This window comes from Streptomyces sp. Rer75 (assembly GCF_013414305.1).
Taxonomy (GTDB): domain Bacteria; phylum Actinomycetota; class Actinomycetes; order Streptomycetales; family Streptomycetaceae; genus Streptomyces; species Streptomyces himastatinicus.
On sequence record NZ_CP058693.1, the window covers coordinates 1,446,260 to 1,471,848 of the forward strand.

Sequence of the window (25,589 nt, forward strand, 5' to 3'; positions counted from 1 at the left end):
GAACCTGCCGCGCCCCGCGGCACCGGTCTTCCAGCCCCACACCTTCGGCCACAAGGGCCAGATCATGGACGGCTGGGAGACCCGTCGCCGCCGCCCCGAATTCGAGGACGGGGACCACGACTGGGCGATCGTCCGCCTCGGCACCCCCGGAGTGATTCACGGCGTCGTCGTCGACACGGCCCACTTCACCGGCAACTACCCCGAACACTGCGCGCTGGAGGCGTGCGCGGTCGAAGGCCATCCCACGCCCGAGGAGATCGCGGGCGCCGCGTGGGTGCCCATCGTGCCGAAGAGCGCCCTGCGCGGCGACAGCGAGCACCGCTTCGCGGTGGACGTGGAGCAGCGCTCCACCCACGTCCGGCTCCGCATCTACCCCGACGGAGGCGTCGCGCGGCTGCGCGTCCACGGACCGACGGGGGCCTGGCCCGCCTCCGGCTCTTCGGCGCCCCCACCCCGGACGGCCTCGCCGCGCTCGGGCTGCGCTGGTTCGATCTGCTGCCGCCGGAGCAGGCGTCGGACGTCCTCACGGCCGAGTGCGGGGCCCCCGCGGACTGGGCGCGGGACTTCGCGACCGCACGGCCCTTCTCCGGCGAGGCCGGGCTGCACAAGGCGCTGGAGGGGGCCGACCCGCTCATCGCCGCCCGGGTACGCGGCCTCCTGGGCGTGAACCCGTCCTGAACCGGGGCGGGTTCACCAGGCCACGGGCAGCTCGTGGACGCCGTAGACCGATCCGTCGTGCTTGAAGGGGATCTTCTCCAGATCGGTGGCCAGCCGGAGGGTCGGGATACGGCGGTAGAGCGTGCTGTAGACGACCTGAAGCTCCATCCGGGCCAGCGGCTGGCCCAGGCACTGGTGCACCCCGAAGCCGAACGCCACATGGCGGCGGGCGTCGCGCCGCAGGTCCAGCCGGTCGGGGTCGGGGAACACCTCGGGGTCCCGGTTGGCGATGTCGTTGGCCAGGATGATCCCCTCCCCGGCCCGGATGACCCGGCCCGCGACCTCGATGTCCGCCAGCGCCACCCGGCGCCGCCCGCTGTGCGTGATGTTGAGGTAGCGCAGCAGCTCCTCCACCGCCGAGGCCACCAGCTTCGGATCGTCGCTCTCGCGCAGCAGCGCGAGCTGGCCGGGGTTCTCCAGCAGGGCGAGGGTGCCCAGCGCGATCATGTTCGCGGTGGTCTCGTGGCCCGCGAGCAGGAGCAGCACACCCATCTGGGCCGCCTCCTCGCGGGTCATCTCACCCGCCGTGACCCGCCTGGCCAGACCGGACAGCAGATCGTCCACGGGGTGGGAGATCTTCTCGCCCATCAGGCCGTCCAGGTAGCCGAGCAGCGCTCCGTGGGCGGCCGACCGCTGCTCGGGCGTCACCTCACGGTTGATGAGGACCTTGCTGTTGTCCTGGAAGAAGTCGTGGTCGGCGTACGGCACTCCGAGCAGCTCACAGATCACCAGCGAGGGCACCGGCAGGGCGAACGCCTGCACCAGGTCGACCGGAGTGGGACCGGCCAGCAGCTCGTCGATGAGGTCGTCCACGATCTTCTGCACGGCCGGACGCATCACCGCCACCCGCTTGATGGCGAACGGCGCCGTGACCATCCGCCGGAGCCGGGCGTGTTCGGGGTCGTCCATCAGGATGAAGCTGCTGGCGGTGCCGCCCTTGGGCAGCGGGACCTGGCTCGGATATCCGGGCCGGGTGATGTCGGCGCTGACCCTCGGGTCGCCCAGCAGGGCCCGCTGCTCGGCGTGCCGGGTCACCAGCCACGGTGTGCTGCCGTCCCACAGCCGGACCCTCACGAGCGGCCCCTCCTCCGTCGTCTCCCGCAGCGCGGGCGGCGGGTCGAACGGGCAGCCCGCCGCCCTGGCCATCGGAAACTCGGCAAGCGTCATGCGTCTTCCTTCCTGTGCTGTGTGACGGTCTGCTGTGCCACGGGCGCCGGCCACAGCCCGACGAGCGCGTCCCGTACGGCCCGCCCGCCACGGTTCAGCACCTGTTCGCCGTCGTTGGCGGCCACCGCGTTCTCCTCCGATCCGGGCGTCGTCCGGTGATCAGGCAATCCGATCCGGTACATTAAGTCAACCAGCTGATTTAAATTTGCTCAAAACGGAGGCCCCGCGATGTCCGACGCCCTGCCCAGACCCGCCACCGCCGGGGCCTCCGGCCCACCGCGGGCGAACACCGTCGTGGCGGTCCTGGCCTTCGCCGGGATCGTGGTCTCGCTGATGCAGACCCTGGTGATCCCGCTGATCCCCGAACTCCCCACCCTGCTGCACGCCTCCGCGGCGGACACCACCTGGGCCATCACCGCCACCCTGCTCGCGGCCGCCGTCGCGACACCGGTGATCGGGCGGCTGGGAGACATGTACGGCAAGCGGCGCATGCTCCTGATCAGCCTGGGCCTGCTGGTCGCCGGGTCGACCGTCGGCGCCCTCAGCGACTCCCTGGCCCCCATGGTCGTCGGCCGGACCCTCCAGGGCCTGGCGGCCGGGGTCATACCGCTCGGCATCAGCATCATGCGCGACGAACTGCCCGCGGAGCGGCTCGGCGCGGCGACCGCCCTGATGAGCGCCTCGCTCGGGGTCGGCGGCGCGCTGGGCCTGCCCGCCGCCGCGCTGCTGGCCGAACGCGCTGACTGGCACGTGCTGTTCTGGACCGCGGCCGGGTTCGGCGCGCTCGCCACCGTGCTCGTGGCCAAGCTCGTCCCGGAGTCCGCGGTGCGCAGCGGCGGACGGTTCGACGTGGCGGGGGCGGCCGGTCTGTCGATCGCGCTGGTGTGCCTGCTGCTGGCGATCTCCAAGGGGGCCGCCTGGGGCTGGACCAGCGGCCTCACCGGCGGGCTGTTCCTCGCCTCGGCGGTCACGCTGGCGCTGTGGGGCCGGTGGGAGCTGCGCACCGCGCGGCCGCTGGTGGATCTGCGCACCACCGCACGGCGTCAGGTGCTGCTCACCAACCTCGCCTCCGCGGTGTTCGGCTTCTCCATGTTCGCGATGTCCCTGCTGATGCCGCAGCTGCTCCAGCTGCCGAAGGCCACCGGTTACGGCCTCGGGGAGTCGATGCTGACCGTCGGCCTGGTCATGGCGCCGTCGGGTCTGGTGATGATGGCCATGGCGCCGCTGTCCGCACGCATCTCCAAGAACCAGGGCCCCAAGGTGACACTGATGCTCGGCGCCGTCGTGGTCGCCGCGGGCTACGGCCTCAACATCGCGCTGATGTCCGCCATCTGGCACCTCGTCCTGGTCTCCTGCGTCATCGGGGCCGGGATCGGGCTCGCCTACGGCGCCATGCCCGCGCTCGTCATGGCGGCCGTGCCGGTGACGGAGACGGCCGCGGCCAACAGCCTCAACACCCTGATGCGGTCCATCGGCACCTCGATCTCCAGCGCGGTGGCGGGCGTCGTCCTGGCCGAGATGACCACCACGCTCGGCACCGTCGCCCTCCCCGCCCAGAACGGCTTCCGGGTGGTCATGGCCGTGGGCGCCGGGGCCGCCCTCCTCGCCTTCGTCCTCGCCTCGTTCCTCCCCCGGCAGCGCCCGGCACCCGTCGCGGCGACCGCACCCGCGACGGCCGCGCATGGGGCCTCGCGCACCGGGTAGACGGATGCCCGACCAGCCCGATGTCCGGCAGTCTCATCACCCGAGGAGAGCCCCCATGCTGATGGCCCACCCCGCCGTGTTGCGCAATCTCATCGAGCAGTACGAGACCCTGCACGCCCTGCACGCCGACGTGGGCAGCCCGGAGGTCCGGCAGCGCATGGACGACGTGGCCTACACCCTGTGCGTGGCCACCGGAACCCGGGACGTGGACACCGCCCTGATCGCCGCCCGCCACCGGCTCCCCGGCGCCCGCGTCCAGGACGACTCCCTGCTGAGCACATGACGCCGGGCCGGTGACGGCATGCGCCGGGGGCCACGTGGTGTCCGTCAGCGGCCCACGTCGTCCTCGGCGAGGACGCGGGCCATGGTGCGTTCCGCCAGGGCCGTGATCGTCACGAAGGGGTTGACGCCGATCGAGCCCGGGATGAGGGATCCGTCGGTCACGTAGAGCCGCGGGTGACCGGCCACCCGGCCGTACGCGTCGGTGGCGCGGCCCAGCACGCAGCCGCCCAGCGGGTGGTAGCAGAAGTCGGCGGCGAAGGCGCGGGTGTCGCCGAAGAGGTCATAGCGGTAGATGGTGACGTTGGCCGCGTTGACCCGGTCGAAGAGGGATTTCGCGGCGGCGATGGCCGGGGCGCTCTGCCCGGCCGTCCAGTTCAGTACGGCGGCGTCCTTGGCGGCGTCGTACGTGAAGGTGCCGCGCTCGGGGTTCTTGGTGATCGCCAGATAGAGGCTGGCCCAGGTCTCGGTGCCGGCCGGGAGCGGGGCGATCTCGGCGAAGACCGGGTTGGCCGCGTTGGACCAGTCGTCGATGGCCGTCACCGGGATCGTGGACTGATGGGCCCCGGTGGGGTTCCAGATGTGGTTGGCGCGGCCCAGCATGACGTTGCCGTTGCCGCCCCACCCCCGGCCGACCTCCGCGTTCAGCCCGGGCAGCGCGCCGGTGTCGCGGGCGCGCAGCAGGAGTTCGGTCGTCCCGAGGCTGCCCGCGCCGAGGAAGAGGGCGCGGCAGCCGATCTCGTCCGTCGCGGTGACCGCGCCGGTGGTGTCGATGCGGTCGACGGTGACGGTGTACGTACCGTCGGCGGCCCGCCGTATCGCCCGGGCGCGGCTGAGCGTGTGGATGGTGACGTTCCCGGTGCCGAGGGCGGCCGCGAGGTAGGTCTTGTCGAGGCTGCGTTTGCCGTGGTTGTTGCCGTAGATGACCTCCTGGGCGAGCGCGGACTTGGTGGCGGTCCCGGCGGCCTCGCGCCGCATGTAGCCGAAGTCGTAGACGCTGGGCACGAAGACGGTCTTCAGCCCCGCCGCGCTCGCCTGGGCGCGGGCGACCCGGGCGTACTGGTACCACTCCGTGCTCTCGAACCAGTCGGAGGGGATGGTGGCGGTGCCGAGCATGCGGTTGGCGCGCGGGAAGTACGTGCCGTACATCGCGTCCGCGTCGACGCCCGGCAGCACCTCCTCGAAGTACGCGCGGGGCGGGGTGACCGCGATACCGCCGTTGACCAGCGATCCGCCGCCGACCCCGCGCCCGACGTAGACGGACATGTTCGGGTGCCGCACCCGGTCCAGGACACCGGGATAGGGAGTGATGTCCTTGTTGATGACGTCCAGCCACAGGAACGTGGACAGCGGCGCCTCGGTTCTGCGCTTGAACCACATGGATCGCTGGTCGGGGGCGGTCATCGAGCAGAACACCGTCCCGCCCGGGCCCGGCGCCTCCCACAGCCGCCCCATCTCGATGACGAGGGTTCGGATGCCCGCCTCGCCCAGCCGGAGCGCGGCGACCGCCGCACCGTAGCCGGACCCGATGACGAGGGCGGGCGTGTAGTCGGCGCTCTGGGCGGCGGCTGCCGGGGTGAGGCCGATTCTGGTGAGGCCGAGGGCGGCGGCCGTCTGGAGGGCCGCCAGCCCCAAAAAGTGACGACGCGTCAGTTTTCCTTCCATGGCCGCATCATGGGCGGAATGAGCCACTCCGCCCATCCTGCGTGCACATGGTCTTTTGACGCTACGTCAGATCCTTTTCCAGTGCCTGAGGTGACCGCTTCCGACGCATCTCGCGCACCAGGGCGACAGCGAGCACCACCGCCGCGGCGAGCAGCGAGAGAACCATCTGCTCACGGCCGGTCGAATCGGTGAACATGTAGCCCACCACGAAGACGATCATGCCGATGGTGACCCAGGTCAGATACGGGTACGCCCACATCTTCACCGTCAGCCGCTCCGGCGACTCGCGCTCCAGGATCCTGCGCATCCGCAGCTGGGAGAAACAGATCACCAGCCACACGAAGAGCGCCACCGCACCCGAGGAGTTCAGCAGGAACTGGAACACCGTGTCGGGGTACGCGTAGTTGAAGAAGACCGCGACGAAACCGAAGACGACCGAGGCGAGGATCGCCGTGGTCGGCACACCGCGCTCGGTGGTACGGCTGAAGCTCTTCGGCGCGTCTCCGCGACCGCCGAGCGAGAAGGCCATCCGGGAGGCCGTGTACAGGCCGGAGTTGAGACAGGAGAGCACGGCGGTCAGCACGACCACGTCCATCACCTGCCCGGCGTGGGCGATGCCGATGTGGTCCAGCACGGCCACGTACGGGCTCTTCTTCACCTCGGGGGAATTCCACGGCAGCAGGGTCACCACGATGAGGATCGAACCGAGGTAGAAGACCGCGATCCGCCAGATCACACTGTTGGTGGCGCGGGCGACGGCCTTGCGCGGATTGGCGGACTCCCCCGCCGCGAGCGTGACGATCTCACTGCCCATGAAGGAGAACACGACCATCAGCACACCGGTGAGCACGGCACCGGGACCGTTCGGCAGAAAGCCGCCATGACCGGTCAGATTCGCGGTGCCGACCGCGCCGTCGGAAGCACCCGGCAGCAGACCGAACATCGCCAGCCCGCCGATCACGATGAACGCGGCGATCGCGACCACCTTGATGCCCGCGAACCAGAACTCGAACTCCCCGTAGGAGCCCACCGAGAACAGGTTCGTCGCGGTCAGCACCACCATCACGATGAGCGCCCAGCCCCACTGGGGCACCGCGGGTATCCATCCGGTGAGGATGTCGGCCCCCGCGGTGGCCTCCACCGCCAGCACCACGACCCAGAAGAACCAGTACAGCCAGCCGATCGTGAACCCCGCCCAGCGGCCGAGCGCCCGGTCCGCGTACGACGAGAACGAACCGGAGACCGGATCGGCCGCGGCCATCTCGCCGAGCATCCGCATCACCAGCACGACCAGGGTGCCCACCAGTGCGTACGAGAGCAGAATGGCGGGCCCCGCCGCGGCGATCCCCGCACCGGAGCCGACGAACAGCCCGGCCCCGATCACGCCACCGATGGCGATCATGGACAGATGGCGGTTCTTCAGCCCGGCCTTCAGGCCGTCGTCGGAGCCGGAACCGGAGCCGCCGGGCGGGGCCGCGCCCGGCGGCGATGCGGCGCCGCCGGGGGCGCGGGCGTCCGTGGTGATCGGCTTATGGGCGCTCATGATCGTTCCTCGTCTCTGATGACGGCGGGAGTCGGCGGATACGGACGCACGCCTATGAGGCGCACGGGACGTCACCGGCAGTGAGCCGTGTCCCCGATCGGCGACACGAAAAGCGGCCCCGAGCAGGACCGAAGCCCCGGTAGAGGCAGATGTGGGCTGGGTTGCGGTTCAGTGGAATCTAGGTGTCCCACCAGACCCCGGCCATCGACAGACGTCACGCATCGAGCCCCTCGGTTTCATACAGATGTAATAAAGCGGAGCCCTCCAGCCCCCTGTACCGCGCCGGGCCGTGCATCGAAGGATGTACCGGCCTTTCATCAGCGGTCATGAGGTCCGTGGCGGTGCGCGACACGAGGATGGCGGGGATATCGTCCATCGCTCGACGCAGCGCCTGAGGATGCCCGTATGCCCCGGCTTCACCCCGCCCCGACCGCTTCCCCACCCGCTCCCCCGACCGCCCCCTCGGCCGCACTCGCCCTCGGCCGGGCGCTGCTCGGCGGGCTGGTGATGGCCGTGGCCCTGGGCGTGGGGACCGGCGTGGGTGCGGTTGTCGGGGCGGGGGGCTTCGCGGGGCGGCTGGTGCCGGCCGCGCTGGTGAGCAGTGTGGCCGTACCCGTGGTGTGGCTGCTGATGCGACGGGCGGGGCGGCCGGTGACATCGCTGGGGTTCGGCGGGGCGCGGGCGAGTGCGCGGGCGTTCCTGACCGGGGCGGGAGTGACGGCCGGGGCGGCCGCGCTGGTGCTGGGAGCGGGGACGGCCGCGGGCATGCTGCGGTGGTCCGCGGCCGACCCCCTCGACCTGGCCCGGTTCCTCATCTCCAACGCGGTGGTGGCGCTGCTGCTCGAAGCCCTGCCGGAGGAGACGACACTGCGCGGCTACGCCTGGTCATCTCTGCGGCAACGGTTCCGCGGTGCGGCGGCGGCTCTCGGCACCACCGGCGTGTTTCTGCTGGTGCCCGGAGCCTCGACGGTGGCGCACGCCATGACCGCACGGCTCCTCGGCGGTGAGCCGGGGCCGATCGGATGGGCACCGGACGGGCAGAACCCGGTGGACTATCTGATCCTGCTGACCGTCTTCGGGCTGACGCTGGTCGCGGCAAGGACGGCGGTGCGGCAGGCGCCCCTGTGGGCCGCCATCGGCACCCACCTGACGTTTCTTACCGTCAACCGGATCGCGCTGGATGGCGACCGGCGCGACACGGGCTGGCCCGTCGAGGCGACGACACCGGACGCGGTGCTGCTGGTGCCCGCGTATCTCCTCGTGGCCGCTGCCGGGTTCGCGCTCTGCCGGTGGGCCGCGCGGGGCAGTTGGGCCCGGGCTGCCGCGGGCCAAATGAGGTGACGGGCCCGGCCCGGGGCCGTATCAAAGGGGCATGGACACGACGCACGGTGCCGCGGGCACCCGACGGCGCCCCGGGGTGCTGCGACAACGGGACTTCCGGCTGCTCTGGCTGGGCGAGACCACCAGCGGGCTGGGCGCCAGCATCACCACGGTGGCACTCCCCCTGGTCGCGGTGGTGGAACTGCGGGCCGACACCTTCGCGGTCGGGCTGCTCGCCGCCGCGGTGTGGCTGCCATGGCTGGTGATCGGGCTCCCGGCGGGGGCCTGGGTGGACCGGGTCCGGCGGCGGCCCCTGCTGATCGCCTGCGATGTGGTGTCGGCGGCACTGTATGTGAGCGTCCCGGTGGCGGCCTGGTGCGATGTCCTGACACTGGCTCAGCTGCTCGTCGTAGCGGTGATGTGCGGGGTGTCCGCGGTGTTCTTCGACACCGCGTACCACGCGTACATCCCCGCGGTGCTGGACGAGCGCGACCTGCTGGAGGGCAACGCCAAGCTCCAGGGCAGCGAGGCCGGTACGCGCGTGGTCGGCCGCGGCACCGCCGGGCTGATCGCCCAGGCGTTCGGCGCGGTGGCCGGGCTGCTGATCGACGCCCTGACCTTCGTGGTCTCGGCGGTGTGCCTGCTGATGATCCGGGTCCGGGAACCCGCTCCGTCGGCCCCCGACGCGACGGCCACGCTGCGGCGACGGATCGGCGAGGGACTGCGCTTCGTCCGCCATGACCCCTATCTGCGGCCGATGGTGACGTACGGGGCCGTGCTCAACATGGCCCTGATGGGATACCAGGCGGTGCAGATCGTGTTCCTGGTCCGCACGGTGGGAGTGTCCGAGGCGACGGTCGGTGTCCTGATCATGGCGGGCAGTCTCGGCGGCATCCTCGGCGCCCTGCTGGCCACGGCCGTCGGCCGCCGCTTCGGATCCGCCCGCGGGATGCTCGTCCTCCAGGCGGTCACCAGCCCGTTCGCGCTGCTGATGCCGCTGGCCGCGCCCGGCGCCGGGCTGCTGCTCTTCGCGGTCGGCGCGTTCATGGTGGGGACGGGCGTCGCGGTGTGCAACGTGGTGGTGGGCAGCTTCCGGCAGCGGTACTGCCCGCCCGAGCTGCTGGCCGGGTGGTCGCGACGACGATGATGCTCAACCACAGCACCATTCCGCTCGGTTCGCTGCTCGGCGGACTCCTCGGCGACGCCCTCGGGCTGCGCCCCACCATGTGGATCATGACGGGGATGGTGGCGTCCTGCTGGCTGATCCTGGCGCTCGGCCCGATGCGGCGGCGCCGCGATCTGCCGCATGCGTACGAGGCGAGGCCGGTGCCGGACAGCGCGGGCTCGGCCGTCGGCGCCGTCGATGCGGCGGACTGACGGGAGGCGCGCTCCGGCCCTTGGGGGCATGGCCCGCTTGGCACACTATTTATCGGCCTATGTGTCCCGGGCTATGTGTCCCGACCACGGGCACCGTTGCCCAGGTGCTGGGACAGGACGGTGGCCAGCTCGACGCTGTGCAGATAGCCGTAGCCCTGGGTGCGGACGGTGTCCAGCCCCAGTCCGACGCACTGGATGTTCACCGAGACGCCCTCGAACCGTTCCGTCAGATCGCGCGGGACGGCCAGCGGATCGTCGGTGCCCGCGAGGTTCACCCAGCGCCGTACGCCCGGGGGGCGCCTGCCCCGGCCGTCGACGGGGGCGGGTTCCAGCCGGTTGAAGACCAGGTCCAGGCCGAGCGGTGCGCCGAGGGTCACCAGCAGGTCCACCGAGAGGTCCGGCCGTTCCCAGAGCGTTTCGTAGGCGACCAGGCCGCCCAGGGAGTGGGCGATGACGACGTCCGGCAGCCGTGCGGCGATGGCCTCGGCGACGATGTGCCGTGCCCGGGCGCGCTGCGCGGGGTCGTTCAGGTAGGTGTACAGCTCCCTCCCCATGCCGGGCAGCAGGGCGTTCGGCATGCCGATGGCCCGGGCGAGGGCGTCCGCGAGGCGGCGCAGCCGTCCGCGGCCGTTGCCGCCGTTGCCGCCACTCTCGCTATCGGTCTTCTCGGCCGTGGTGCGCAAGGTGCCGCCGTAGTGGGCGATGCGCACGTCGAACGGCACCGGGGGCCCGGTGCGGCCGACCCGCTCCACGCCGTCACGCAGGGCCAGGAGCCATTGGCGCGACAGCTCCGGGGCGCTGTGCCGGCCGTGGCCGAAGCCGTGGACGCCCAGCACCCGGGGGACGGCGGTGAACCGCTCACCGGCGGGGGTGAGGTCGTCCAGATGCCACGCCCGGGGGGCGCCCTTCTCGTTCACCGCGACCGCCAGGGGGCGCCCGCCCACGCTCGTGGCGGCGGTGAACGCCTCGATGGGGCCCAGGTCTTCGGGGGTGCGGAATTCCGGGCGTGTCGAACCGTTCAGCGGCCACACGGTGCAGTACTGCCGGGAGCTGCGGACCAGCGCCCGGTCGCCTCGCCAGTCGACGAACCGCAGCTGTGGAAGGGGCTGGGTCGGCAACTCCTCGACGGGCACCGTCAGGGGCACTTCGCCCGGGGCCACGGAGGCGCGCATCAGCACGGAATCGTCCGATCCCATGAAGTAGAGGCCGGACCCCTTCGCGGCGGCCATCGCCACCACCGTGCCCCGCCAGGCGCCCAGGGTCACCGGCTCCGACCACAGTCGGCGGGGCGGTGGCTCGCACGCGGGGCCGATGCCCTGTGCCTGCCGTATCTGTGCCGCGACGGACGAGGCCGCGAGGCGGTACAGCGTCCTGCCCCGGGAGTCGGTGACGGATTCGAGCAGCCCGCGTACGGGGGCCAGGGCCTCCCGCACCTCGTAGAGCGAGAGCGGTCCGCAGCGCCGCTGGATCTCGATGTCCGTCAGCGCCTGGTCCCCGGCCGCCGCCAGCGTGGTGAGGACCGGCACGGTCCAGGGGTTACGGGCGTCCGCGAGCAGCAGGGCCACGACATCGGCGCTCGTGCGGGGCACACCGGAACCCACCCGGCGCGCCTCCTCCGGGTCCTCCAGGGGGTCGCCGCGGGAGGCGATGAAGCCGGTGTAGGCGCGGGCGATGAGGACCTGTTCGGCGACCGGGCTCCGTTCGACGAGCGCCGTGGCGGCGGCCTCGCCGAACGCCTCGCGCACGGGGGCGGCGGAGGCGGCGCGATAGGCGGGGGCGGTGGACAACGCGCGCGGGCGCAGGCGGGTGTACTGGGGGACGCTGTGCAGCAGTCCGTCCATGGGACGGCCCGGGCGGGTGGCGACCACCAGTCGGCAGCTCCCGGATTCGAGGAGCGGGCGCAGCAGTCCGGCCACGACGGTCTCGGGGTACCGCGCCTCGTCCAGGGCGTCGATCACGATGACGGGCGGGGTCGTGAGGCGCCGGAGCCGTGCGATCAGTTCGTCGGACGTGCCCGGCACCGGGTCTCCGGGCACGGTGATCTCTTGCCCGAGGACCCGCGCCAGCTCCGTCTCGTCGCGACCGCGGGCGGAGACGGCCAGCGGTGTGGGGCGGCCGGGGCGGCGCCGCATCCGCGTGGCCAGCGCGGCCAGGAGGGTCGTCTTGCCGCTCCAGGGCTCCCCGGTGACCAGGGCCAGCCCGCCCGCGGACGGGTGGTCGATCCACTGCGCCAGTTGCCGGAAGGCCGGTGTCTCGGGTGGTTCCGCCGGGTCCTGGTCGAGGAGGGGGGACAGGGGCGGGGCGTAGTGGGGGTTGGGCAGGAAGTCGTCGTTGTCCCGCAGCGACAGCACGACGCTGTTCGAGGTGCGGCCTTCGGTCAATTCATGGGCGAGGGCCAGCACGTCCCCGAAGGAGATGAACTGCTCGTAGCGCGCGTGCCGTCCCGCCCCGGCCGCGAAGTGGCGCAGCGCGTCGGCGAGCGCGAGGGTGAGGTCCCAGGCGGGGGCCCGCTCGGGCGGCCCGGACATGAGGACGGCCTCGAAGCCGAAGACCGGGACGATGGCGCTCCGCACGGCCGGGCAGTCGTCCACGATCATCAGGCGCCGCCCCTGCGACGCTTCGGCGGGCAGCGTCCTGAACAGTGTTTCGCTGTCCGCCGACTGGCCCGCCACATGGACGATCAGGGCGTCCGCGTCGCCGAGTCCGGCCGCGGTCTCCTCGACCGTACGCCGGAACTCCCGTGCCGAGACGTCCATGACGACCCGGGCCCGGCAGCGGAACTCCTCGAATGCCTGGGCGAGTTGGCGGCAGGCGGGTTCCAGCGAGGGGTCGGCGGCGGCGCCGAAGCCGAAGCTGAGCAGGAAGAGCCGCCCCGCCCGCCGGGGCACCCCGGCGGGGGCCGCGCCGCCGACGGCCACTTCGGCGGACTCCAGGACCCGGCCGCGGACGACGCCTTCGGCGTCGCCGGTGAACAGATGGGACCGGCCGCCGTCGGTCAGCAGCGCCAGCGCGCTCACGCGCTCGGTCACCGGGACGGTGGGCAGGAAGGTGGCGCCGCTGTCGAGGTCCAGCAGGTTGATCCCGTCCGGGCCGAGGACCGCCACGACCCGCTGGCCCATGATGTCGTGGCAGGCCAGGACGGGCGGGTGCGCGGTGCCGCCCGGCCGGACATCGCGCCGCCAGACGTCCACCCGCAGGTCGGGCGCCTCGGCCACGGCGGCGCCGAGGTCGGTGGCGGCGAGCGTGCCGTCGATGGACAGCGTCACGGCGAGGCTCCGGCCGGAGGCCGTGGTGGCGCAGGCGAGGGCGGTGACGCCCGAGGAGCCCCGGTGGGTGGCGAGCCTGCCGTGGCCGGTGGCCACGTCCCAGACCCACAGCTCGCTGCCGGACGTCGTCACGACCACGTCGCGGCCGCCCACCCGGGCGCACTCCACGCACACGGTTCCGTCGGCCGCTCCCCCGCCCCGGGCCGGGTGGCGGCCGCGCAGCGCCGCGTGGATCGCCCTGGCGTACGGGGCGAGTTCGCCGCCCAGACCTCCCAGCACCGACGCGGCCACGGTGGCGAACGCGCGGCCGCCGGTCAGTGCGAGCGGGCCCGTGGGGTCGGCGGCCAGCACCCGGAAGTCGAGGGAGCCGCCGAAGGGCGCGGCGAGCGCCTCGGGGGCCCGGATGAGGGTGGTGAGCACCTGGTAGGCGCGGGTGCGGGTGAGCCCGGCGGCCAGTTCGTCGCGTACGCCGTCGCGGAACGCGTACACCACTTGGTCCGGGTCCTCCCCGCGGCGGCGGTCCGTGGTGCGCACCAGCAGGTCGGAGAGGAACACCTCGGCGAGGTGGGCGGGGCCGGTGGCGGGCAGCAGGTGCTGCTGGAGCCAGCGCATCAGCGGCAGGGTGAGCGGGGCGGCGGACAGCAGGAACGCCAGGTTCAGCGCGCCCGGCGTGGCCCAGGTGCGGAACTCCTCGACCAGTTCCGGGGCCGCCGTGTGGTCCGGGAGGCGGCCCGCGGCGTCGGCGGCGGCCTCGGGGCGGCCGTGCCAGGGCTCCCGGCCGAGGTCGACGGCCGAGCCGGGCCGCCAGGTGGTGCGGCTGCCGGACAGCGCCTGGGCCCAGGGGCGCAGCCACTCGGGGTCGAGGGTGACCAGCGGCGCCAGGTCGGCGGCACATTCGGCGGGGACGGCGGAGACGGCCGGGCCGACAGGGCCGACGGGGCGTACGGTCAGCCGGGCGGGGCCGGTGGCGCGCAGGGCGGCGCGCACCGGGGGCAGCCAGGTGCGGTGCCACAAGTCGGGCGGCAGCATCTGCACGAAGGCCAGCGGTGACCGGCGCGCCCATTCCCGTACGGTCGCGGTCATGGCGGGCGTGCCCCACAGCGCGCCGACCCCGTCGGTGAGGACGAGGATCAGCCGTCGGCCGGAGGGGTCGTGCAGCTCGGCGGGGTTACGGCCCTCCGCGGCCTGGTCGGCGCGGTCCTCACCGGCGGTGCCGTAACGGAGGACGAGGGCGGGGTCGTCGGCGTCGAACCGCCACATGCGGACGTCCCGGAAGGCGCCGTGTCCCTCGACGAGTTCGCGGAAGTCGTCCACGGTACGGCGCCACACCGACATCGACACGCTGTCGTCCACCACCAGCGCCAGCTCCAGCCAGCGTTCGCTGGCGTGGCGCAGGGCGGGGACCGGGCGGCGGGCACGGGCGGAGCGGTCGGCGGTCAGCGGCTCGTCCAGGATGCGCCGCCCGGGGGCGCGGACCCGCCGCTTGAGCGGGCGCAGCGCGCGGGCCAGTTCCAGCCGCCGGGGCAGCGCGGGCGGCCGCCGCACCGGCAGGGCCTTGGCCTTCGTGGCGGACGTACCCGGCCCGCCGGGGGTGCTCCCGCCGTCCCCGGCGCCGTCCGCAGGGGTGGCGTCGGGGCTGTGGAGCGGGGTGGGCGGGGCCGGTGGCGGCTGGAGCGGCTCCGGTGCGGCGGTGGGCCCGCCGGGCGGCTGCTCGACGGGCGGTGGCGGGGCCGGTGGTCCGGGCGGCGGTGCGGGCCGGTCGCCGGGTGGCGGGTCCGGGGGCGCGGCGGCGGGCGGCCGGGCGGGGGTGATCTGCCCGGCCAGCCAGAGGAGTTCGGCGACCTCGCGCACCGTCAGGTCCTCGTCGCCGCTGCATCGCCTCGCCAGGGCGAGCGCCTCGGTGATGTCGGTCATGCCATGTCGTTCAGCGGCCGCAGGAGTTCCCGCAGGACCGTGGGCCATTCGGGGTCGTCGGCGTGCTCGGCGGTGTGTTCCAGCCGGAGGGTGTTGAGCAGCTGGTCGGTGGCGAGGAGTTTGCGGCCCTCCGTCAGGTCCTTCGCGAAGCTCTCCAGCCGTGGCCCGGAGGCGCGCAGCACGTCCGCGCCGAGGTGGGCCTCGACGATGCGCTCCAGCTTCTGCCGGGACGGCGGCCGGATGTCCAGCCGGACGCAGCGGCGGACGAACGCGGGCGGGAACTCGCGCTCGCCGTTGCTGGTGAGGACCACGAGGGGGAACTCGGCGCAGCGCACCTGCCCGTGCCGGACCGGCTCGCGGCGCAGTCCGTCGTCGGTCATCACATGGACGTCGCAGACGGGGTACCGCTGGAGTTCGGGGATGGTGAACTGCCCGTCCTCCAGTACCGAGAGCAGGTCGTTGGGGAGGTCGACGTCGCCCTTGTCGAGTTCGTCGATGAGCAGGACACGGGGGCGGTCGGAGGGGAGCAGCGCGGTGCCGAGGGGGCCGAGCCGCACGTACTTTCCGATGTCGAGCGGGGCTTTTCCGATGTCGAGCGGGTTTCCGAGGCCGATGTCGAGCGGGGCCTTCTCGCCGTCGGCGGGGGCCGCGCCCTTCGGCGGCCGGGTGGCGGCGGTGGCCTCGGTGCGTCCCTCGTCCTGGAGGCGGCCGATGGCGTCGTACGCGTACAGCCCGTCGGCGAGGGTGGTGCGGCTGGTGACGGACCAGTGGAGGACGCGGCCGAGGCCCAGTTCATGGGCGATGCCATGGGCGAGGGTGGACTTTCCGGTGCCGGGTTTGCCGGTGACCAGGAGCGGGCGGCGCAGATGGATGGCGGCGTTGACCATCCGGGCCTCTTCGGGCTCGGCGCGGTAGGTGGTGGCGACGCCGGTGCGGCCGGGCCCCTCCGCGGTGTGGCCGTCGCAGCAGGGCTCGGCCGCCGGTCCCTCGTCGTCGCCGGTTGCGGGGCGGGTGCCGTTGAAGCGGCGCCAGGGCGGGGGGTCGGGCAGGGTCCAGTCGGTGCGGCGGACGCCGTCCCCGTAGTAGATCCACCAGGCGGGCGGCCGGGGCCGTTCGTGGTCGGTGACGGGCGGCTGCCGGTCGTCCGCGTTCATCGCATGCCTCCTTGGTGGGCCCGCGGGCCGCCGAGTCGTCTGAGTCGTTCGGGGTGCCAGCCGGGGTTGTCCCACAGGACCGCGATGCCGGTTCCGTCGTGGGCTTCCTCCGGGCGCTGCGCCGCCTGTTGGCGCAGCGCCAGTACGGTGCCGGGCAGCCCGGCCAGGCCCCCGTCCAGGGCGACGAGGTCGGCCACCCGCCGGGGCCGTCCGGGCGGGGCGGCGCCGTTCGGGCCGGGCCGCCACCACACGGCGGCGGGCACGCCCTCCTGGATGGCGCACTGGAGGGCGTCCGGGACGGCGGGGAGGCACGGGTAGGGGTAGGTGAGGAACAGGCAGCTGATGTCCTTGCGGGAGGCCAGCCGCCCGGCGAGCGCCGGGAGGGCGGAGGCGTCCGCGACCAGGGGTTCGTGCTCCGGCTCTGGAGGTCCGTCGGCAGGGCCGTCCGGTTCGGTCTCCTCGGCCGGGGTGCCGTCGCCGTGCAGCCAGTGCGGTCCGGGCGGCGGGCCGTCACCGGCGGGCGGCTCGCCCAGCCGCTCCCAGCGGGCCAGCCACTGGGCGGTGGACCAGCCGTCCCGCAGCCGGTCCAGGGAGCGGACGACGACCGGCCCGCAGCGGCCGATGGGGCGGGGTGCGGGCATTTCGCCGCCGCCCCGCAGGTTCCACTCGTCGACCGGCCAGCCGAGCGCCTCCCATGGCAGCAGGAACTCGAACAGCAGGGACTCGGGGCCGAGGTGCTGGACGAAGGGCTGGAGCCGGGCGATCAGCACCTCGGCCGCGGCGGGTATCGCCTCCACCGGGTGCGGGGTGTCGTCCTGGAGCTTGACGCCCAGACAGCGGCCCCCGCGGTAGAGCCAGGCGGCGAGCCGGTAGCGGTCGCCGCCGGGGTCGCAGCGCTCGGCCCGGACCAGGCAGCTGGTGTACGGGGGCGCCGGGGCCCCGGCCGCGGAGGTGGCGGCGTCGCGTTCGGCGGTGAGCCGCGCGGCGGGCATCCGGCCGGTGCGGCGGTGGGCCACGGTGTCGATCCAGACCCGTAGTTCGTCGCCCACGGGGTCCTCCGCGCGGGCGGCGAGGTGTTCCAGGAAGACGAGCAGCGGCGGCACCCGGGTGTCGGGGCTGTTCCGCGCGTCCAGGTCGTCGACGAGGGCGGTCACGCTCCCGGCCTGTTCGGCGGCGAGCAGACCGTCCTTGGCCACCAGCAGCCCCAGGGACGAGGCCGCGGCCCACAGCACCTCGCACAGCTGGTTGGGGTCGGTGGGGCAGCGGGGGTCGGCCAGCAGCGCGTCGAGGTCCCGGCGCTCGTCGGCGTCGAGCAGCCCGGCGGCGACCGTAGGGAGCGGGGCCGGGTCGCTGCCGGGGAGGGCGTCGTAGCCGTGCCGCAGCTCGGTCACCCAGGGCGGCGCGTCGTACTCCCGCTCCAGGGCGTCGAACAGGCGCCGCATGACGTCGGGCCGGTGCACCCGGTGCTGGAACGCGCGGTACAGCAGCGCCCCCAGCGGGCCGCCGCGGTCCGCGGGCCAGTCGACCTCGATCCCGGCGCGGGCGAGCAGGAGCTGGGCGCGGTCGGCGGTCTCCAGGCGGCGGGCCAGCTCCGTCGCGAAGTCGGGGCACCACTGGACGCGCGCCCGCTCGGCCAGGACCTCTCGTTCCGGCCCGATGGGAAGTGCCACGCTCACCGTGCCCTCAGGTGGTGAGGGTGGCGAGCAGCTCGGCCAGCCATCGCACCGGGACGCCCTCGTTGCTGTACACGTGCCCGGTGCCGTCGGGGGCCGGGAGGTGTCCGCCCGCGCGGTGCACGGCGGCGACCCGCCACCGGTCGTCGAAGGCCGGGGAGCCGGAGGAGCCGGGGAGGGTGTCGGTGAGGTAGAGCACCCGGTGCTCGTCGGCGTGGGTGACCACGTTGTGGTACAGCGCGATCTTCTTGGGGGCGCCGCCGGGGTGCTGGACGATGTTGACCCGTTGCAGCTGCGGCGCCCGGGGCGGGGCGAGGGTGAGCGCGCCCCACTCCTCGGTCAGCGGCTCCCGGGCGCGGACGACGGTGAGGTCGTGGCGCTCGGAGGTGGCGAAGCCGAGGTCCGGGGCGAGCGCGTGCGACGTGCCGCCGACGATCTCGCCGCCCGGTCCCTCCTGGTAGCCGAGGACGAGGTGGGCTCCGGCGGCGGCCGCCGCGTCGGGGAGGACATGGCCGGCGGTGACGACGATGTCGCCCGCCACCAGGAAGCCGGTGCCCAGGGCCTCCACGTCGTCCCGTAACAGCCCGACGGCGCGCGCCGCCCGCAGCCCGCTCTCCAGGAACGCCAGCGGCAGCAGGGTGCTCTGGGCGCCCATCAGCTTCTCGGCGCCCGCGACGGACACCGCGCCGCCCGTGCCGCCCGGGGCGGCCGGGGGCGTCGCGGCCGGGTCGGTGAGCGCCTGGGACAGGGCCCGGCGCAGCTCCTCGTCGTCCGAGAACTCGCCGACGGCGGTGGTGAGCAGGGCCACCCGCTTGCCCCGGTTGTCCGCCTCGCGCAGCGCGGCGTGCCACACGTCCCGCGCGCCGCCGCCGAAGTCCACCATGTCGCTCGGGATTCCGGCCGTCTCCATGAGCCGCCGGACGGATCTGACCTCCGGGTACAGCTTCGCCAGCCGGGCGATCAACGTGGCCCGGTCGGGCCCCCCTTGTGACAACGCGACCTCCCGTGCTCCGCCCGATGAGCGGACAGCTTAGCGCCGCATCGGCACCGATATTCCGTTTGTCCACAAGATGGCATCAAGGCCCGCTCCGCTCCCCAGGGGGCGCTTCGTCCCTGTCCTCAATGTGACAGGTCGTGGGCACGGACGGCGGGCAGCGGTCCGTCGTAGCGTTCCACCTCGACCCGCGCGAGCTGGCCGGTGCAGCCCTGGGCGAGCCGGGAGGTGCCGGTGTCGCGGGTCACCGCGTTGGGGTTGCCGTGGATGCAGGTGGCCACCTCGGGGGCGGAGGGGTCGAACCAGGCGCCGGTGGCGAGTTGGACCACGCCGGGCCGTACCGCGTCGCTGAGCACGGCACCGGCCAGGCAGCTGCCCACGGTGGAGCGGATGCGCACCACGTCGCCGTCGCGTACGCCGCGCGCCGCGGCGTCATCGGGGTGCATCCGGGCCGGTTCACGGCCGCGGACCTTGGAGGAGGCGCTGAGTTCCCCCTGGTCGAGCTGGCTGTGCAGCCGGGTGGGCGGGTTGTTGGCGACCAGGTGCAGGGGGTACGCGCCCGGGTCGTCGGCGTCATCATCGGCATGTGGCTCCGGCGGCAGCCAGGCCGGGTGGCCGGGGCAGTCGTCGTAGCCGTAGGAGGCGATGGTGGCCGAGTACAGCTCGATGCGGCCGCTGGGCGTGGGCAGTGGCGCGGCGCCGGGGTCGGCGCGGAAACCGGCGTACAGGATGCGCTGTTCGCGCTGGGCCCGCAGCGGGATGCGGCCCGCGCGCCAGAAGGTCTTGAAGTCCTCCTCGGGCGCGTATTCCGGGGGCAGGCCGCCGCGCCAGGTCTCGTAGAGGTGTTCCAGCCAGCCGCCTGCGTCGCGGCCTTCGGTGAAGGCGTGCCCGATGCCGAGTTCGGTGGCCAGGTCGCTGAGGATGCGGTAGTCGTCGCGGGCTTCGCCGACCGGGTCGGTGACGCGGTGCATGGCGATGAGCGCGGTGTCCTGTTTGGCGCCGCCGATGTCGTCGCGCTCCAGGGTGGTGGTGGCGGGCAGCACGATGTCGGCGTGGCGGGCGGTGGCGGTCCAGTGGGGTTCGTGGACGACGACGGTGTCGGGGCGGGCGAAGGCGCGGCGCAGCCGGCCGAGGTCCTGGTGGTGGTGGAAGGGGTTGCCGCCGGCCCAGTGGACGAGGCGGATGTCGGGGTAGGTGTGGCGTCCGCCGTCGTAGTCGAATTCTTCGCCGGGGTGGAGGAGCAGGTCGGCGATGCGGGCGACGGGGATGAAGTCGGGGATGGGGTTGGTGCCCTGGTCCAGGGTGGGCAGCTTGTACGGCAGCGTTCCGGCTCCGGTGCCGCCGGTGGCGCCGTAGCCGTGGCCGAAGCCCCCGCCGGGCAGTCCGATCTGGCCGAGCAGGCAGGCCAGAGCGATACCCGTCCACAGGGGCTGCTCGCCGCGGTGGGCGCGTTGGAGGGACCAGCTGAGGGAGATCATGGTGCGGTGTTCGGTCAGCTCGCGGGCCAGGGCGGCGATGCGGGTGGCCGGGATGCCGCAGATCGGCTCGGCCCACCGGGGGGTCTTGGCGGCGGAGCCGTCCCGGCCGAGGACGTGGCGGGCGAAGGTGTCGAAGCCCTCGCAGTGGCGGTGGCAGAAGTCGGCGTCGTACCGGCCCTCCTCGATGAGGACGTGGCACAGGGCGAGCATCAGCGCGGTGTCGGTGCCGGGGACGGGGGCCAGCCATTCGGCGTCCAGTTCGTCGGCGAGGTCGTCGCGCAGGGGGCTGACCAGGATGAAGCGGGCGCCGCGGTCGCGGGCGGCGCGCAGGAGTCCCGCGGTGCGGTGGCGGCTGATGCCGCCTGCGTTGACCTGTGTGTTCTTGGCGGGCATGCCGCCGAAGCAGAGGAAGAGGCCAGTGTGCTCGGCCAGCACGGACAGCGGGGTGGGGTTGCTGATGGGGGCGTCGTCGCCGACCACGTGGCGCAGCAGGGTGCGGGCGGCGCCGAGGCTGTAGGTGTTGACGGAGCGGGTGTAGCCGCCGAGGCAGTTGAGGAACCGGTGGATCTGGCTCTGCGCGTGGTGGAAGCGGCCCGCGCTGCCCCAGCCGTAGGATCCGCCGAAGATCGCCCGGTTGCCGTGGGTGGTGCGGACCCGGTCCAGTTCGCGGGCCAGCAGCGGGATCACCTGGTCCCACGGGACGGGCACGTGGTCGTCGGTGCCGCGGGCCGGGTCGGGCCCTGGGCCGTGTTCCAGCCAGCCGCGGCGGACGTGGGGGGTGAGGACCCGGTCGCGGGGGCCGAGCGCGGCGGGCACGTTGCGCAGCAGGGCTGCGGGGTGGGGGTCGCGGGGGTCGGGGGTGACGTCGAGGCCGCCGTCGGGGCGGACGGCGGCGTCGAAGGCGCCCCAGTGCGAGCTGTGGGGGTGGCCGTGGGAGGTGGCGTCCGGGTGCGGCCCCGCCCCGTCGCCGCCTTCGTGGGCCGTGCGGTCGCCGTCGTCGGCCGTGCCGTCGCCGTCGTGGACCGCCCCATCGCCATCGTGGGCCGTGTCGTCGGCTCCGTTACTCACTGCCCTGCTCATGCGGTGATCTCGCCTTTCGTCGGTCTCTCCACTACCTCCAGTTCCTCTCTTCGCCCCGCTCACTCCCCCTCGGCCGGTCCGGGTCCGTCCTGACCGCCGGGCATCAGCCGGTCGGCCCATCGGAAGGCTGTCCGTGCGGAAGGGATGTCAGCCCGGCTGCTGAGCGTTATCGTCGATCCCGTTCCGCGTATGCCGATATTCGGCCACCGATGGCATACTTGAACGCGCGACCAAATGGGTTCACTCCCCGCCAGGGCCGCGGCGGTGGAGGCCGTCATCTGCCCATGGCGGAAGTCCGAGGGCAAGGGTGAGATGACCACATGACGGGACCGGACACGCCGCCGCACGAGCAGCCCGTCCGGTCGGAGGACCTCATCGGCGAGGCGTCCACGGCCAGGGCCACTGTCGACGGGCACGGCGTCGTCACCCAGTGGAACGAGGGGGCCGAAGGGCTGCTCGGATACCGGCCCGAGGAGATCGTGGGCAGATCGGCGGCCGGTCTGCTCGCCGACCACGCGAATCCGCGGTCGGTGGCCGAAACCCTGCGCACCCTGAATCCGCCCGACCGGTTCCGGGGCCGTGTGGCGCTGCTGCACCGCGACGGCTCCCGGGTGACGGCCGGGCTGCTGGCACACCGCGTCGCCGCGTCCGGCGATGCCACCGAATGGCTGGTCGTCTCCCCGCTGCCCCGGCCGGAACGGCCACTGGCGGACGAGGAGTTGCTGAAGCACTGCTTCGCCCAGGGGCCGTGCACGATGGCGGTGTACGACACCGATCTGCGGCTGCGGTGGGCCAACCAGGACATGGAGCGGGTGCTGGGCCTCACCCAGGAGGAGATCCGCGGGCTGCGGGTGCCGGAGATCACCCCCGGGCCCGAGGCGGAGGAGACCGAGGAGCGGATGCTCCGGGTGCTGGAGACCGGTGAGGAGCAGCACATCGAGCTGTTCCTGCGGATGCCCGGGCGCGACCGTCCGGTCGCCTGGTCGACCTCGCTGGCCCCGCTGCGGGACGGCGACGGCCGGGTGGCGGCCGTGATGCTGTCCGCGCACGACCGGACCCCGCAGCACACCACCCGGCAGCGGCTGCTGCTGCTCAACGAGGCGAGCGTCCGGATCGGCTCCACCCTGGACATCGACCGGACCGCGCAGGAGCTGGCCGATGTGGCGGTCCCGGAGCTGGCCGACTTCGTCACCCTCGACCTGCTGCCCTCGGTGCACGGCGGCAGCGAACCCCGCCCGGGCCCCCTCAGCGGCCATGTCATGCTGCGGCGGGTCGCCGCCCGGTCGGTCTTCGCGGGCACCCCGGAGGCCGTGGTGGAGGTGGGGAAGGTGGCCGCGTACCCCGACTTCTCCCCCGCCGCCGAGTGCCTGAAGGCGGAGCGGGGGCTGCTGAACCGGGTGACGGACCCGGCGGTGGCCCGATGGGCGGCCGAGGCCCCGGACCGGGCCGCGTCGATCCATCGGTTCGGCTTCCACTCCACGATGGCCATCCCGCTGCGCGCCCGCGGCACCACCCTGGGGGTGGCGACGTTCTCCCGGCACCAGCGCCCCGAGCCGTTCGAGGAGGACGACCTCCTGCTCGCCGAGGAGATGACGGCCCGGGCTGCGGTCTGCATCGACAACGCCCGCCGCTACACCCGGGAGCGGAACACCGCGCTGGCCCTCCAGCGCAGCCTGCTGCCGCGGACCCTGCCGCACAGCGCGGCCGTCGAGGTCGCCTCCCGCTATCTGCCCGCGGGCCCGCAGGCCGGGGTGGGCGGCGACTGGTTCGATGTGATCCCGCTGTCCGGTGCGCGGGTCGCGCTGGTGGTGGGCGACGTGGTCGGCCACGGGGTGCAGGCGTCGGCGACCATGGGACGGCTGCGCACGGCGGTCCGTACCCTCGCCGATGTCGACCTGGCCCCCGATGAGCTGCTGACCCACCTCGACGACATGGTCAACCACCTCTCGGCGGAGGCGGAGAGCGCCCAGGGCCCGATGGGTGCGGGGGCCACCAGCGGGGACATCGGCGCGACCTGTCTGTACGCGGTCTACGACCCGGTCTCGCGGCGCTGTTCGATCGCCCGGGCGGGGCATCCGCCGCCCGCGGTGGTGTCCCCCGACGGCTCGGTCGACCTGCTCGACCTGCCCGGCGGCCCGCCCCTGGGGCTGGGCAGCCTGCCGTTCGAGACGGTCGAGGTGGAGCTGGCGGAGGGCAGTCTGCTCGCGCTGTACACCGACGGGCTGATCGAGTCCCGCGACCAGGACGTCGACCGCGCGCTGGACACGCTGCGCTCCGCGCTGGCCCAGCCCGCGGAGTCGCTGGAGGCCGCCTGTGACGTCGTGATCAGCAAGATGCTGCCCAGCCGCCCGGAGGACGACGTGGCGCTGCTGCTCGCCCGCACCCGGGCCCTGGACGCGGGCCACGTGGCCACCTGGGACCTGCCCGCCGACCCCTCCGTGGTGGCGCAGGCCCGCCGGGACGCCTCGGCGCAGCTGGAGGCGTGGGGTCTGGGCGAGGCCGTGTTCACCACCGAGCTGGTGGTCAGCGAGCTGATCACCAACGCCATCCGGCACGCGAAGGCGCCCATCCAGCTGCGGCTGATCCACGACCGCACCCTGATCTGCGAGGTGTCCGACGGCAGCGGCACCGCCCCGCATCTGCGCCGGGCCCGCACCTTCGACGAGGGCGGCCGCGGACTGCTGCTGGTGGCCCAGCTGACGCAGAGCTGGGGCACCCGGCAGACCGGTACCGGCAAGACGATCTGGGCGGAGCAGGCCCTGTCCGCCGCCGACGGCTGACCCCCTAGGGTCCGTAAGGACCGGCCGCCTTCACTACAATCGGCGGCAAGAAGCCCTGTTCGTTGCGGACTTGAGGCTGCACCATGGCACTCGGCGTCAGGCGGACGCCGCTGCCCGCCGCCGTGGCGGGCCCCGCGGCGGAACGAAAGGCCGCAATCCATGCGAACTGAAGCCACGCGCCCTGCCGACTCCCTGGCGGCGCTGAGCCCCGCCGAGTCGGCCCGGCTGATGGCGGTCATGCGGGACGCCGCGCTGAGCCGCGGCAGGCTCCCGCTGCCCGCGCGCCCGGTGATCGGCCAGTCCTGGGACCGGATGCTGCGGCTCGGCCTGGACCCGGACCGCGGCCACGACCGGGGGCTGCTCAGCCTCGACGAACTGGAGCGGCGACGGCAGGCGACCCGGCTGGCGGACGTGCTGCCCACCCTGCACAGCGGGCTGCTGGAGGCGGCGGAAGCGGCCGGACACATCATGATCATCGCGGATGCCGACGGTCGGGTCCTCTGGATCGACGGCCACCGCGGCATCCGTCGGCACGCGGAGGGGATCGCCCTCACCGAGGGCGCGTACTGGGCCGAGGAGACGGCCGGGACCAGCGGGATCGGCACCGCGCTGGCCGTCCGGGCGCCGGTGCGGGTGCACTCAGCGGAACACTTCGTCCGCGCCTTCCACACCTGGAGCTGCGCCGCCGCGCCGGTACACGACCCGCGGGACGGGCAGCTGCTCGGCGTCATCGACATCAGCGGCCCCGCACCCACCGCCCACCCCACCGTGCTCTCCCTGGTCACGGCCACCGCCCGGTGGGCCGAGGGCGAACTGCGACTGGCCCACAGCCGCGAACTGGACGCGCTGCGCGCCCTCGCCGCCCCCGTCCTCGCGCGCATCCCGGGCAAGGCCGCCGTGGTGGACCGGCACGGCTGGGTCGCCGCCGTCACCGGCATCAGTCCGCAGGACCACCGGCTGCCGCTGCCGAAGGCGGCGCGGGAGGCGCCGTACGGGCCGGTCTGGCTGCCGTCGCTCGGCACCTGCGCGGTGGAACCGCTGCCCGGCGGCCATCTGCTGCGGGTGCTCGACGGCGAGGACGGCGACCCGGCGGCACCCGCCGGGCCGGGGCACCTGGTGCTGGACGTACGCCACCCGCACCACTGGTCGCTGACCTTCTCGGGCCCCTCCGGCGCCTGGACGCACGGGCTCAGCGCCCGCCACGCCGAACTGCTGCTGGTGCTCGCCGCGCACCCCGAGGGGCGCACCGCGGCGCAGCTCGCCCACGACCTGTTCGGCGACCCGACGCGGACGGTCACCGTGCGGGCGGCGATGTCCCGGCTGCGCGGACGGCTCGGGGCGGTGCTCGCGCACCGCCCCTACCGGTTCGCGGACCGGATCCGCGTCGAGGTGCGGAGTCCGGACCGCCGACAGGATCTCCTGCCGTTCAGCGCGGCCCCCGCCGTCACCCGCCTGCGAACGGAACCCCTCTTCTAGAG

General features: G+C 73.7%; 17 protein-coding genes. 8 read left to right on the top strand and 9 right to left on the bottom strand.

The features are described 5' to 3' along the window. Positions 1-4 precede the first annotated feature (4 nt). Positions 5-667 carry a hypothetical protein gene (locus tag HYQ63_RS05505; protein WP_257232571.1) on the top strand — a complete coding sequence of 221 codons (663 nt, stop codon included), beginning with the start codon at positions 5-7 and terminating at the stop codon, positions 665-667. 23 nt (positions 668-690) lie between these two features. On the opposite strand, the gene HYQ63_RS05510 is transcribed toward HYQ63_RS05505, so the two are convergent. Then, positions 691-1,884: a cytochrome P450 gene (locus HYQ63_RS05510; protein ID WP_179932789.1), complete on the bottom strand. Its 1,194-nt coding sequence runs from the start codon at positions 1,882-1,884 to the stop codon at positions 691-693. Next, a complete protein-coding gene (locus tag HYQ63_RS44360) occupies positions 1,881-2,009 on the bottom strand; it encodes a hypothetical protein (RefSeq protein WP_257231640.1) in 129 nt (42 codons plus the stop codon). Before HYQ63_RS44360 ends, HYQ63_RS05510 begins: the two co-directional genes overlap by 4 nt. A 103-nt stretch (positions 2,010-2,112) precedes the next feature. On the opposite strand from HYQ63_RS44360, the gene HYQ63_RS05515 reads away from it, so the two are divergent. Both HYQ63_RS05515 and HYQ63_RS05520 read left to right on the top strand, forming a co-directional pair. Beyond that, positions 2,113-3,588 carry an MFS transporter gene (locus tag HYQ63_RS05515; protein WP_179932790.1) on the top strand — a complete coding sequence of 492 codons (1,476 nt, stop codon included), beginning with the start codon at positions 2,113-2,115 and terminating at the stop codon, positions 3,586-3,588. Between the two features lie 55 nt (positions 3,589-3,643). Then, the gene (locus HYQ63_RS05520; protein ID WP_123104156.1) at positions 3,644-3,871 is read left to right on the top strand and encodes a DUF5133 domain-containing protein; all 228 of its coding nucleotides are present in this window, start codon (positions 3,644-3,646) and stop codon (positions 3,869-3,871) included. Between the two features lie 44 nt (positions 3,872-3,915). Here the strand turns inward: HYQ63_RS05520 and HYQ63_RS05525 are convergent, their stop codons facing one another. Both HYQ63_RS05525 and HYQ63_RS05530 read right to left on the bottom strand, forming a co-directional pair. After that, positions 3,916-5,532, bottom strand: a complete 1,617-nt coding sequence (locus HYQ63_RS05525; protein WP_179932791.1) for a GMC oxidoreductase — start codon at positions 5,530-5,532, stop codon at positions 3,916-3,918. A gap of 61 nt (positions 5,533-5,593) precedes the next feature. Beyond that, entirely contained in the window at positions 5,594-7,075 is a 1,482-nt protein-coding gene (locus HYQ63_RS05530; RefSeq protein ID WP_179932792.1) for an amino acid permease, read from the bottom strand. A gap of 405 nt (positions 7,076-7,480) precedes the next feature. Between HYQ63_RS05530 and HYQ63_RS05535 the strand changes: the two genes are divergently transcribed. From HYQ63_RS05535 to HYQ63_RS45560, 3 genes are read left to right on the top strand one after another with little or no spacing between them, the layout of a single operon-like run. Then, a complete protein-coding gene (locus HYQ63_RS05535; protein ID WP_179932793.1) occupies positions 7,481-8,416 on the top strand; it encodes a type II CAAX prenyl endopeptidase Rce1 family protein in 936 nt (311 codons plus the stop codon). Between the two features lie 31 nt (positions 8,417-8,447). Then, positions 8,448-9,542, top strand: coding sequence for an MFS transporter (locus HYQ63_RS05540; RefSeq protein ID WP_306664811.1), 1,095 nt, complete (start codon positions 8,448-8,450; stop codon positions 9,540-9,542). After that, complete coding sequence (locus HYQ63_RS45560) at positions 9,524-9,772, top strand: hypothetical protein (protein WP_306664812.1); 249 nt, start codon at positions 9,524-9,526, stop codon at positions 9,770-9,772. Before HYQ63_RS05540 ends, HYQ63_RS45560 begins: the two co-directional genes overlap by 19 nt. Before the next feature lie 71 nt (positions 9,773-9,843). Here HYQ63_RS45560 and HYQ63_RS05545 read toward each other — a convergent pair whose 3' ends face one another. The 5 genes from HYQ63_RS05545 to HYQ63_RS05565 all read right to left on the bottom strand — a co-directional run bounded on the left by HYQ63_RS05545 (position 9,844) and on the right by HYQ63_RS05565 (position 21,319). Then, a complete protein-coding gene (locus HYQ63_RS05545; RefSeq protein ID WP_179932794.1) occupies positions 9,844-14,952 on the bottom strand; it encodes an SAV_2336 N-terminal domain-related protein in 5,109 nt (1,702 codons plus the stop codon). Further along, on the bottom strand, positions 14,949-16,106 hold the full coding sequence (locus HYQ63_RS05550) for a MoxR family ATPase (protein WP_179932795.1): 1,158 nt from the start codon (positions 16,104-16,106) through the stop codon (positions 14,949-14,951). Before HYQ63_RS05550 ends, HYQ63_RS05545 begins: the two co-directional genes overlap by 4 nt. Next, positions 16,103-17,776, bottom strand: coding sequence for a hypothetical protein (locus HYQ63_RS05555; RefSeq protein WP_179932796.1), 1,674 nt, complete (start codon positions 17,774-17,776; stop codon positions 16,103-16,105). The genes HYQ63_RS05550 and HYQ63_RS05555 overlap by 4 nt, the downstream gene beginning before the upstream one ends. A gap of 13 nt (positions 17,777-17,789) precedes the next feature. After that, the gene (locus tag HYQ63_RS05560; RefSeq protein WP_179932797.1) at positions 17,790-18,773 is read right to left on the bottom strand and encodes a trypsin-like peptidase domain-containing protein; all 984 of its coding nucleotides are present in this window, start codon (positions 18,771-18,773) and stop codon (positions 17,790-17,792) included. Positions 18,774-18,898: 125 nt separating this feature from the next. Continuing rightward, a complete protein-coding gene (locus HYQ63_RS05565) occupies positions 18,899-21,319 on the bottom strand; it encodes a molybdopterin-dependent oxidoreductase (protein ID WP_257231641.1) in 2,421 nt (806 codons plus the stop codon). A 332-nt stretch (positions 21,320-21,651) separates the two neighbouring features. On the opposite strand from HYQ63_RS05565, the gene HYQ63_RS05570 reads away from it, so the two are divergent. Continuing rightward, a complete protein-coding gene (locus tag HYQ63_RS05570; RefSeq protein WP_179932799.1) occupies positions 21,652-24,111 on the top strand; it encodes a SpoIIE family protein phosphatase in 2,460 nt (819 codons plus the stop codon). 159 nt (positions 24,112-24,270) lie between these two features. Then, complete coding sequence (locus HYQ63_RS05575; protein ID WP_179932800.1) at positions 24,271-25,587, top strand: GAF domain-containing protein; 1,317 nt, start codon at positions 24,271-24,273, stop codon at positions 25,585-25,587. Positions 25,588-25,589 lie beyond the last annotated feature (2 nt).

Bases quoted from the DNA above. Each gene is read 5' to 3' on its own strand.
- HYQ63_RS05535 (WP_179932793.1), top strand. From the start codon at position 7,481: ATGCCCCGGCTTCACCCCGCCCCGACCGCTTCCCCACCCGCTCCCCCG.
- HYQ63_RS05545 (WP_179932794.1), bottom strand. From the start codon at position 14,952: ATGACCGACATCACCGAGGCGCTCGCCCTGGCGAGGCGATGCAGCGGC.
- HYQ63_RS05510 (WP_179932789.1), bottom strand. From the start codon at position 1,884: ATGACGCTTGCCGAGTTTCCGATGGCCAGGGCGGCGGGCTGCCCGTTC.
- HYQ63_RS05570 (WP_179932799.1), top strand. From the start codon at position 21,652: ATGACGGGACCGGACACGCCGCCGCACGAGCAGCCCGTCCGGTCGGAG.
- HYQ63_RS05525 (WP_179932791.1), bottom strand. From the start codon at position 5,532: ATGGAAGGAAAACTGACGCGTCGTCACTTTTTGGGGCTGGCGGCCCTC.
- HYQ63_RS05515 (WP_179932790.1), top strand. From the start codon at position 2,113: ATGTCCGACGCCCTGCCCAGACCCGCCACCGCCGGGGCCTCCGGCCCA.
- HYQ63_RS05540 (WP_306664811.1), top strand. From the start codon at position 8,448: ATGGACACGACGCACGGTGCCGCGGGCACCCGACGGCGCCCCGGGGTG.
- HYQ63_RS05530 (WP_179932792.1), bottom strand. From the start codon at position 7,075: ATGAGCGCCCATAAGCCGATCACCACGGACGCCCGCGCCCCCGGCGGC.
- HYQ63_RS05575 (WP_179932800.1), top strand. From the start codon at position 24,271: ATGCGAACTGAAGCCACGCGCCCTGCCGACTCCCTGGCGGCGCTGAGC.
- HYQ63_RS05520 (WP_123104156.1), top strand. From the start codon at position 3,644: ATGCTGATGGCCCACCCCGCCGTGTTGCGCAATCTCATCGAGCAGTAC.
- HYQ63_RS05550 (WP_179932795.1), bottom strand. From the start codon at position 16,106: ATGAACGCGGACGACCGGCAGCCGCCCGTCACCGACCACGAACGGCCC.